Consider the following 10262-nt stretch of genomic DNA (forward strand, 5'->3'; position numbering starts at 1 on the left):
CTGAGGTCGCGAACCCCTTCGGCATGCAACTCGATGTCGTCGCCCTCCGTCAGCTTGAGGGCATCCACGACGGAAGCCGGCAACCGAATAGCAAGGCTATTCCCCCACTTCGCAACTTTCATGACCACCTCCTGATATACACTGGAGCAATGTATATCATCCCGCGGTCATTTCAAGGCTCAAAAGTCCGCCGTCAGCCCCTTGATCTCCCAGTCGCCATAGCGCGCCGGGTCGAGGCCGCCGCGGCCGCCCTTCTCCGACTTTCCGGCCGCCGCCTTCTCGTCGATCGCCTTGCGGCGCGCTTCGGCTTCCGCCAGGGCGCGCTGGGCGGCGGGGCTCAGGGGCTTTTGTGCACCGGTTTCGTCGCTCATCGGATTACCGCTTGGTGAGGTTCTCTTGCCGGGAACCTTCAACCAGCCCATCTATTGGGGCACCATACCCAATCGAGGTACAAGACTTAAGCGCAATGCTCAACTTCCTCCGCACTACCGTGCTGCTCGCGGCGCTCACCGCCATCTTCATGGCGGTGGGATATTTCATCGGCGGCCAGGGCGGCATGCTGATCGCGCTCGGCGTCGCGGTCGTCACCAACCTCTTCGGCTACTGGAATTCCGACAAGCTGGTGCTGCGCATGCAGAACGCCCAGCCGGTCGATCCGCGGAGCCAGCCGGACCTCTATGCCACCGTCGAGGCCCTGTCGCAGCGCGCCGGCATACCGACGCCGAAACTCTACGTCATCAACACCGAGCAGCCCAACGCCTTCGCCACCGGGCGCGACCCCGAGCACGCCGCGGTCGCCGTGTCGGCGGGCCTGTTGCGTTATCTCGAGCCGCGCGAAGTCGCCGCGGTGATCTCCCATGAGCTCTCGCATATCAAGAATCGCGACACGCTCACCATGACCATCACCGCCACCTTCGCCGGCGCCATCTCCATGCTGGCGCAGTTCGGCCTGTTCTTCGGCGGCGGCAACTCGCGCAACAATCCGTTCGGCGTGATCGGCGTGCTGGTCGCGGCAATTGTCGCCCCGCTCGCCGCGGCGCTGGTCCAGATGGCGGTGAGCCGCACCCGCGAATACGAGGCCGACAAGGACGGCGCCGAAATCTCTGGCGATCCGCTGGCGCTGGCCTCAGCGCTCAACAAGATCAGCCAGCTCGCCCAGCGCACGGTGAACGTCGCGGCGGAGCGCAACCCGGCCCAGGCGCATCTCTACATCTTCAACCCGCTCAGCGGGCAGCGCATGGACAACCTGTTCTCGACCCACCCGGCGGTCGAGAATCGCATCGCGCAGCTGCAGCGGATCGCCGGCGAAATGCAGGTCGATGGCACCGGCCGCCGCGCCGAACCGCGCTTCGGCGCCCCCAGCGCTGCTCCCCGCAATACCGGTGGCGGCTGGCGTGTCCCCTCGACAGGCTCGAGCGAGAATGGCAATAGCAGCCGCGGACCTTGGGGCTGAGCGCTTGCAGAAACAAAAACATCCGCCGGGGCTGAAACTCCGGCTGCTTGCCGCCGAGCAGCTCGACAAGGTGCTCAAGGGGGCGAACTTCGCCCCCTTTTCCGTGGCCGAGATCGCCGACGGCCGCGACCGGGCGCTGGCCAACCGGCTGGTCACCACCGCCATCCGCCGCCACGGCCAGCTCAACCTGATGATCGCCCGCTTCCTCGATCGCGGCATCCCCAAGAAATCCGGCGCCTTCGAAGCCATTTTGCGCCTGAGCCTCGCCCATCTGGTGTTCCTGCCTGAACTCGGCGACCACAGCGCCATCTTCCTCGCCGTCGAAGCCAGCAAGCGGGATGCCAAGAGCCAGCACCTGTCGAAGCTGATGAACGCCGTGCTCCGCCGCGCCCAGGGCGAAGCGCATGCGCTGCGCCAACTGCCGCACCAGGCGCTGTTCCCCGACACCCTCGGTCCGCTGTGGCGCGACCTCTACGGCGAAGACGCGCTGGAGGATTTCGCCGATGCCCTGATCGACGGCGCGCCGCTCGACCTGACTCTCAAGGACAGCGATCCCGCGCTGATCGAAGACCTCAGCGCCGCCCCGGTCCTTGCCGATACCGTCCGCATCGACGAGCGCGACCGCCCGGTCGAGGCCCTCGCCGGATTCGATACCGGCCGCTGGTGGGTGCAGGACGCCGCCGCTGCCATTCCGGCACGGCTCCTCACTCTCGCCCAAGGGGCCCGCGTCCTCGATCTCTGCGCCGCCCCGGGCGGCAAGACGGCCCAGCTGGTGAACGCCGGCTACGCCGTCACTGCCATCGACAACGAACCCGAGCGCGTCGCCCGCATGGCGCAGAACCTCGCCCGGCTGGCGATGACCCCCGAAATCGTCACCGCCGATGCGCTGGGCTGGGAACCGGCGCAGAAATTCGACGGCATCCTGCTCGACGCCCCCTGCTCCGCCACCGGCACCTTCCGTCGCCACCCCGAGGTGATCTGGCACCGCGACGGCTCCGACATCGCCGGCCGTGTCGCCCTTCAGAAACGGTTCATCGACCGGGCGATAGCGTGGCTCAATCCGGGCGGGCTGCTCGTTTACTGCGTCTGCTCGCTCGAGCCGGCGGAAGGCGAGGAGCAGGCCCGCTGGCTCGCCGCGCGCGACGATGTCGCTCCCGCGCCGATCAGCGCCGATGAACTCCCCGGGCTGCCCGGCGCCGTCACCCCCGAGGGCTACGTCCGCACCCACCCCGGCATGCTGGTTCCTGGGGATAAGGGCGGCACGCTCGACGGGTTCTTCGTTGCGCGCTTCAGGCGGCGCTAGATAACTTGACCAGCCCTTGGCAAGTCGCCCGTGCGAGCCTATCAGAGCCCGCCGGCCAAACGTATGTGAGGACGTAGACTTGGCACATTCGCTGCGTTTCCTCGCACGCCGCACATTGCTGTCGGCGGCCGATCACGTCGTCACCAATCCGCTCATCCGCTGGACCTGGACCGGCCCGGGCAACGAGGACCTGATCGGGGCGCTGAGCGAGTTCCGGCCGACCGACCGCGAAACCGTGCTCGAGATCATGCAAGGCCGCTACCTGCTGGCGAGCAAGCTCGTCGACACCCACGGCGTCTCACCCTTTTCGCTCGAGGTCGATCACGACGACTGGCAGGACGACCTGCAGGCCTTCGCCTGGCTGCGCCATTTCCGTGATGCGCGCACCGACGAGGAGCGCCGCTTCGCCCGCACCCTGACGCTCGACTGGATCGGCCGCGAGGGCCAGTTCAACCGCGACACCTGGAGCCCGGCGCTGACCGCGCGGCGGGTCCTCAACTGGCTGAGGCACTACAACATCCTCCTCGAGGGGGCGACGCTCGAGCAGAGCCAGCAGATTTCGCGCTCGCTCTCAACCCAGATCTCCTCGCTGAAGATCCGGGGCCTCCTCGCCACCGACCCGGTGGATGCGCTGCTGGTCGCCGTCGCCCTCGTCGGCGTGGCGCTGTGCTCGGATCGCCCGGATAGCGAGGTCGAGGCCCGCGTCCGCCGCGTCCTCCATCTCATCGAAGAGCAGATCGACGAGGACGGATTGCACCGCTCGCGCTCGGCCAAGACCCAGGTGCAGCTGTTGGTCGAACTGATCACCATCAAGCAGGCGCTGCGCCGCGATCACGAGCAGGCCTCCAACGATCTCGAGGAGCTCACCGAAAGCATGCACCGGGCGCTCGACGCCATCTCGCTCGGCACGGGCGAGCCTGCCTATTTCAACGGCACCGGCCAGATGCCGCACGACCTTATTGTTGCCGTCCAGGCGCAGAACCCGGCCCGCGCCCGGCAGACCGGCATCGCCGGCGGCTACGGACGGCTGATCGCCGGACGCTCGATCGTCGTCGCCGATTCCGGCCTCGTGCCCGACCCCGCCTTCACCGCCCACGCCCATGCCAGCGCGCTGGCCTTCGAATTCAGCCACGGCCGCGACCTCGTCGTCTGCAATTGCGGCCCGGCGCCCACCGACTACGACGACGCGCTGTTGTTCCGCCAGGGCATCGCCCACTCTGCGCCCACCATCAACGCACTCTCCGCCGCCGCCATCGCCCCCTCGGGCCCGCTCGCCGGCCGTCTCATCCAGCTCGGCCCGCCGGGCGAGATCGAAGCGCGCAGCGCCGACGACACCCTGATCATTGCCTCGCACGGCTATGCCGAGCGCTTCGGCGTCACCATCGAGCGCCACCTGACGCTCCTCGCCGAGGGCAAGACGCTGGTCGGCCAGGACCGCTTCGTACGCCACCGCCCCCGTGTCTCCGGCGCCGTCGCCATCCGCTTCCACCTCGCCCACCAGACCGAGGTGCAACTGACCGACGACCTCGTCCGCCTCCGCCTGAACTCCGGCGCCGTCTGGACCTTCCTGTGGGAAGGCGCCGAGATGCGCGTCGAAGACAGTGTCCGCCAATCCGCCTATTTCGGCTTCCACCGCACCAAGCAGCTGGTGCTGGAAGTGCTGGCCGCCGACGCCAACGAAGTGAGCTGGATCTTTACGCTGGAAGAGGGCTGATCGGGGTGAATGGCCAATCGTGAACGGTGAATGGAGGGCCCCCATTCACAATTCACCATTCACAATTCACCGCCCCACGTGCTAGCGAGCCGCCAACTCAACACATCGCGGGAAGTTCTGGCATGTCCGACGGCAAGGTGGTTCCGGTCAAGCGCGCGCTGCTCTCCGTCTTCGACAAGACCGGCGTGGCCGATTTTGCCAAGGCGCTGGCCGGGCTCGGCGTCGAGCTGGTCTCGACCGGCGGCACCCACAAGCTGATCGCCGGAACCGGCGCCGCGGTGCGCGACATCTCCGATCTCACCGGCTTTCCCGAAATGATGGACGGCCGGGTCAAGACCCTGCATCCCAAGGTGCATGGCGGCTTGCTGTCGGTGCGCGATAACCCGACGCACCAGGCCTCGATGGACGAGCACCAGATCGGCGCCATCGACCTCGTCGTGGTAAACCTCTACCCGTTCGAGGAGACGATCGCCAAGGGCGCCTCCTATGACGAGACCATCGAGAACATCGATATCGGCGGCCCGGCGATGATCCGGTCGGCGGCCAAGAACCATGCCTATGTCACGGTCATCGTCGATCCCAGCGACTACGACGCGGTGCTGGAGCAGATGCGCCGGACTGGCGGCGTGCCCTATGACATGCGCCAGCGGCTCGCCGCCAAGGCCTATGCCCGCACCGCCGCCTACGACTCGGTAATCTCGAACTGGTTCGCGCGGACCCTGGACTACCCCCAAATGCCCTACCGCTCCTTCGCCGGCCGGCTGAAGGAAGTGATGCGCTACGGCGAGAACCCGCACCAGTGGGCCGCCTTCTACACCACCGGCGAGCCGCGCCCAGGCGTCGCCACCGCCCGCCAGGTGCAGGGCAAGTCGCTGAGCTACAACAACCTCAACGACACCGACGCCGCCTTCGAGCTGGTCTCCGAGTTCGATCCGGCGGTGCCGGCCGTCGCCATCATCAAGCACGCCAACCCCTGCGGCTTCGCCACCGGCGCATCGCTGATCGAGGCCTATCGGCTGGCGCTCCGCACTGATCCGGTCAGCGCCTTCGGCGGCATCGTGGCACTCAACCAGACGATCGACGAAGCGACGGCGGTCGAGATCGTCAAGGTGTTCACCGAGGTGATCGTCGCCCCCGACGCCACCGAGGAAGCGATCCGCATCGTCGCCGCAAAGAAGAACCTGCGCCTGCTGCTCACCGGCGCGCTCGCCGACCCCAAGGGCGACGGCCTGACGGTGAAATCGCTGGCCGGCGGGCTATTGGTGCAGGGTCGTGACAACCGCAATGTCGACGATACCGAGTTCCGCGTGGTGACGAGGAAGGCCCCGACCGAGGCGGAACTGCGCGATTTGAAGATCGCCATGAAGGTCGCCAAGCACGTCAAGTCGAACGCCATCGTCTACGTCAAGGACGGCGCCACGGTCGGCATCGGCGCCGGCCAGATGAGCCGGCTCGACTCCTCACGCGTCGCGCATAGGAAGGCCATCGACGCCGCCGGAGCCGCCGGTATCGAAGGCGCTCTCACCAAGGGCTCCGTCGTCGCCTCCGACGCCTTCTTCCCCTTCCCCGATGGCATGCTCGCCGCCGTCGAAGCCGGCGCCACAGCGGTCATCCAGCCCGGCGGCTCGATGAACGACCAGGCGGTGATCGACGCGGCGGATGCAGCGGGGATTGCGATGGTGATGACGGGGATGCGCCACTTCCGGCACTAGTAGGCGCGATAGACCTGCAGTCCCAGATGCGCCTCGAACGGGCCGAAATCCCGATCGTTATGCAGCAACTGATGGCCATTGTTGATACAATAGGTAGCGATGATGTTGTCGGCCGTCTTGCGGAGCGTGATCCCCAGCCGCCGCAGCGTTCGATAGTTACGCGCGGCATCGACAGCGATCTGAGGGCCAAACATTCTGGCGATGGTCAGCTCACGGAGTTCCCTTTCGAGGCGGCCGGCCTGCGCCTCCGTACTTGCCCCCTGCAGTATCTCCAGCAGGACCACGTCGCCAACGAGGATGCTGCCGCGGTCCAGCGCCCGTAGCGCATGAACCTGCGGTATGTCCTGTCGCTTGAAGTAGCCGACCCAGACTGAGCTATCTACAACGATCACTCAGCCGCCTCGGTACTCCATCCGGCGCGTATCTCATCAAGATCGCCATCCCAGCCGATCCCGTCCAGATTCTTCATCGCCTGCTCCTGTCGCCGGGCGCGGATGAATGCTCGCAATCCGTCTTCGACAGCCTGCTTTTTGGTCTTCTGACCACCCAATGTCATTGCCTCTGCGAGCAACTCGTCATCGATGTCGATATTCGTACGCATACCGGCCTCCATGTGTATGATCTTCAGCAAACATACACATCGCGGCGTCGCGCTTCAACCTACCCGCGCCAGATCCCCCAGCAGTCCGGCCGCCACACTCAGCCTCGACACCGTCATCTCGCCCTCGGTGAGGCCGCGCACCGCGCTTGCAACCCGCTCGATCGCCTCGGGCCGCCCGTCGCGCCAGGCGGCCAGGCGCGCGGCAACCGAGCCTGCGCCCGACGCCAGTGCGTCGGCGGTGAGGTCGCGCTGTGCGCGCAGCAGGTTGGCGAGCGCCCGGTCGAGCGCCATGCGGTCGAACTTGTCGCCGAGGACAATGGCGTTGCCCTCTTCGAGCACTCGTCCCAGCCCGAACAGGTCGAGGACCCCGATGAAGGCCTCGGCCGTATCCGCGACCGGCGTCTGCGCTTTTTCCGCGACGAGGACGATGTCCGTGCCGAGCGACAGCACCGGCAGCTCCGCGAAACGCCGCGCCATTTCGCGCACCACGCCCGCCGCTTCGAGCCGGCCGGCCCGTTCCGTGACCAGCCCCTCGAGATAGGGGCCGAGCAGCCCCGGGATCATCGCCCGCACTTCGGCGATACCCTCCTGGTAGCGATCGACCAGCGGCCGCAGGCCTTCGTCGAACCGCCCGTTCCTCAGGAACCACAGCGTCTCGCGCTTCAGCAGCGTCTGCACCTCGGTGTAGAGCGTCAGCTGGGTCTTGCCCGGCACCGCCCCGTCGAGCCCATCGATGACACGGTTGAGCTCCGGCGTGCCGTAGACGTCGCGCGCCGCCGCATAGGCGGCAGCCACCTGCCCGGCATCGGCGCTCGAGGCGGCCATCATCTCGTTGACGAAGCCCGGCCCGCCGCGATTGATCATCGCGTTAGACAGCACCGTCGCGATCACCTCGCGCCGCAGCCGATGGTTGGTGACGGTATCCTCGAACGTCTCGATCAGCCGCTCCGGGAAATAGCGGTAGAGCTCGCGGCCGAGATAGGGATCGTCCGGCACGCCGCTCTTCAGCAGATCCGCATTGGTGACGTTCTTGGCGTAAGCCAGCAGCACCGCCAGTTCCGGGCGGGTCAGGCCCTTGCCACCCTGCGCCCGGTGCCGCAGCGCCGCGTTGTCGGGGATGAACTCCACCGCCCGGCTGAGCTCGCCCGCCGCTTCCAGCGCCTCGATCAGCGCCAGGTGCTCGGGGAAACCGGCAAGCCCCCGGTGCTCCTCGACGCTCAGCGCCAGGGTCTGCAGGTAATTGTTCTTCAAACACAGTTCCGCCACCTCGTCGGTCATCGAGGCGAGGAATTCGTTGCGCACCTGCGTGGTTAGCTGTCCCGTCCGGGTCAGCGTTCCGAGCGCGATCTTGATGTTCACCTCGAGATCGGACGAGTTCACTCCCGCCGAATTGTCGATCGCGTCGGTGTTGATCCGCCCGCCCTTGAGCGCATACTCGACCCGGCCCAGTTGCGTCAGCGCGAGGTTGGCGCCCTCGCCTACCACCAGCGCGCGGATGTCGGCGCCGCTGATCCGCACCGCGTCGTTCGCCTTGTCGCCGGCCTGCGCATCGGTCTCGGCGCTCGAGCGCACATAGGTGCCGATGCCGCCGAACCAGAGCAGGTCGACCTGCGCCTTGAGGATGGCGCGGATCACGTCGTTGGGCGCCACCGCGTCGGAGTTGAGCCCCAGCGCCTTCCGCGCCTCGGCGAAGAGCGCCACGGTCTTCAGGCTGCGCGAATAGACCCCGCCGCCCCTCGACAGCAGCTCCAGGTTGTAGTCCTGCCAGCTCGAGCGCGGCAGCTGGAACAGCCGCAGCCGCTCCGCCATGCTGACCGTCGGATCCGGATCGGGATCGATGAAGATGTCGCGATGGTCGAACGCCGCGATCAGTCGGGTCTGGGGCGATAGCAGCATGGCGTTGCCGAACACGTCGCCGCTCATGTCGCCGACGCCGACCACGGTGAACGGCGTCGCCTGGATGTCGCGGTCGAGCTCGCGGAAATGCCGCTTCACCGCCTCCCAGCCGCCGCGCGCCGTGATCCCCATCTTCTTGTGGTCGTAGCCCGCCGATCCGCCCGAGGCGAAGGCGTCGCCGAGCCAGAAGTCCCGGCCGATGGCGATGGCGTTGGCGGTATCCGAAAAGCTCGCCGTGCCCTTGTCAGCGGCGACCACCAGGTACGGGTCGTCGCCGTCGCGCCGCACCACGTCGGGCGGCGGCACGATCGTGTCGATGTCGAGATTGTCGGTGACGTCGAGCAGGGTCGAGACGAAGATCTTGTAGCAGCTGGTTCCCTCGCGCAGCACCGTCTCGCGATCGGCGCCCAGCGGCATCTGCTTGGGGACGAACGCGCCCTTGGCGCCCACCGGCACGATGATGGCGTTCTTCACCTGCTGCGCCTTCACCAGCCCCAGCACCTCGGTGCGGAAATCCTCCGGCCGGTCGGACCACCTGAGCCCGCCGCGCGCGATCGGCCCGAACCGCAGATGCAGCCCCTCGACCCGCGGCGAATAGACGAAGATCTCGCGATAGGGCTTTGGCTCCGGCAGCCCTTCGACCAGCGAGCAATCGAACTTCAGCGCCAGCGCCGGCCGCCGCGCGCCACTCTGGTCGCGCTGATAGGCATTGGTCCGCACCACCGCTTCGCAGAGGTTCAGGTAGCGCCTGAGGATGCGGTCCTCGTCGAGCGAGGTCGTCGCCTCCACCGCCGCGGCGATGATCCCGCGGGCACTGGCCACCGACCGCTTCCGGTCCCCGGCAAAGTGCGGATCGTTCTCGGCGTGGAACAGCGTCACCAGTGCCGCCGACACATCGGCATGCCGCGCCATGACGCCGTTGAGGTAGTCGCGAGAATAGGGGATGCCGACCTGCTTCAGATACCGGGTCAGCGCCCGCAGCACCTCGACATCGTCCCAGGCGAGCCCCGCCGTGAGGGTCAGCTGGTTGAGCCCGTCGCTCTCGGCTTCGCGCCGCCATACCGCGAGGATGGCGTTCTCGATCTTTTCGCCGAGCACGCGGTCCTCGAGGTCAAGTCCGCTATCGGCCTCGAGCATCATGTCGTGCACATAGGTCTCCGACCCGTGCAGCGGCTTCACCGTGAACGTGTCCTCGTCGATCACCCGGAAGCCGAAATTCTCGAGCATCGGTACGCGGTCGCTGAGTGGGATCGGGCTCCCCCGGTGATAGACCTTGAGGCCCAGCGCGCTGTCGCCGCCCTCGCGCCCGTCGAGCCGCAGCGCGATCGCCCGCTCGTCCGGCAACAGGCCGATCACCGCGATATCGGCGAGCGCCGCTTCCGCTGTGTGCACCGCCTGGTAATCCGGCGGGAACGCCTCGATATAGTCCGCGATCGCCGCCGGCTCCGGCGCCGCCGCCAGCAGGCGGTCGCCAAAGGTGCGGATGCGCTCCGCCACCCCCTGCTCGAGCTCCTCGCGGCTCGGCGTCGGCGTCACCCCGCCATTGCGCCCGATGATGAAATGTACCCGCACCAGCTCGCCTT

9 protein-coding genes are annotated in these 10262 nt (G+C 67.2%); 4 read left to right on the plus strand and 5 right to left on the minus strand.

Annotation, left to right across the window (positions count from 1 at the left end):
* Both JWQ89_RS18340 and JWQ89_RS18345 read right to left on the minus strand, forming a co-directional pair.
* Window positions 1-122, minus strand: a 122-nt coding sequence (locus JWQ89_RS18340; protein WP_299643332.1) for an AbrB/MazE/SpoVT family DNA-binding domain-containing protein, incomplete at its 3' end; no start/stop codon positions are given.
* 57 nt (window positions 123-179) lie between these two features.
* Window positions 180-371 carry a DUF1674 domain-containing protein gene (locus JWQ89_RS18345; RefSeq protein WP_299643316.1) on the minus strand — a complete coding sequence of 64 codons (192 nt, stop codon included), beginning with the start codon at window positions 369-371 and terminating at the stop codon, window positions 180-182.
* Between the two features lie 95 nt (window positions 372-466).
* Here JWQ89_RS18345 and htpX point away from each other — a divergent pair, with 95 nt between their 5' ends.
* The 4 genes from htpX (at window position 467) to purH (ending at window position 6182) form a co-directional block, all read left to right on the plus strand.
* A complete protein-coding gene (gene htpX, locus JWQ89_RS18350) occupies window positions 467-1453 on the plus strand; it encodes a zinc metalloprotease HtpX (RefSeq protein WP_299643317.1) in 987 nt (328 codons plus the stop codon).
* A gap of 4 nt (window positions 1454-1457) precedes the next feature.
* Window positions 1458-2756: an RsmB/NOP family class I SAM-dependent RNA methyltransferase gene (locus tag JWQ89_RS18355; protein WP_299643319.1), complete on the plus strand. Its 1299-nt coding sequence runs from the start codon at window positions 1458-1460 to the stop codon at window positions 2754-2756.
* Between the two features lie 79 nt (window positions 2757-2835).
* Window positions 2836-4470, plus strand: a complete 1635-nt coding sequence (locus JWQ89_RS18360) for a heparinase II/III family protein (protein WP_299643321.1) — start codon at window positions 2836-2838, stop codon at window positions 4468-4470.
* 122 nt (window positions 4471-4592) lie between these two features.
* Complete coding sequence (gene purH, locus JWQ89_RS18365) at window positions 4593-6182, plus strand: bifunctional phosphoribosylaminoimidazolecarboxamide formyltransferase/IMP cyclohydrolase (RefSeq protein WP_299643323.1); 1590 nt, start codon at window positions 4593-4595, stop codon at window positions 6180-6182.
* Here purH and JWQ89_RS18370 read toward each other — a convergent pair.
* From JWQ89_RS18370 to JWQ89_RS18380, 3 genes are all read right to left on the minus strand, one after another.
* Window positions 6179-6574, minus strand: coding sequence for a PIN domain nuclease (locus JWQ89_RS18370; RefSeq protein ID WP_299643326.1), 396 nt, complete (start codon window positions 6572-6574; stop codon window positions 6179-6181). The two genes, purH and JWQ89_RS18370, sit on opposite strands and share 4 nt — an antisense overlap.
* Complete coding sequence (locus tag JWQ89_RS18375) at window positions 6571-6783, minus strand: type II toxin-antitoxin system VapB family antitoxin (protein ID WP_299643328.1); 213 nt, start codon at window positions 6781-6783, stop codon at window positions 6571-6573. Before JWQ89_RS18375 ends, JWQ89_RS18370 begins: the two co-directional genes overlap by 4 nt.
* Before the next feature lie 54 nt (window positions 6784-6837).
* Window positions 6838-10262: NAD-glutamate dehydrogenase domain-containing protein (locus JWQ89_RS18380; RefSeq protein ID WP_299643330.1), on the minus strand; the 3425-nt coding region annotated here is incomplete at its 5' end.

Source organism: Devosia sp., from assembly GCF_028290645.1.
Lineage (GTDB): Bacteria > Pseudomonadota > Alphaproteobacteria > Rhizobiales > Devosiaceae > Devosia_A.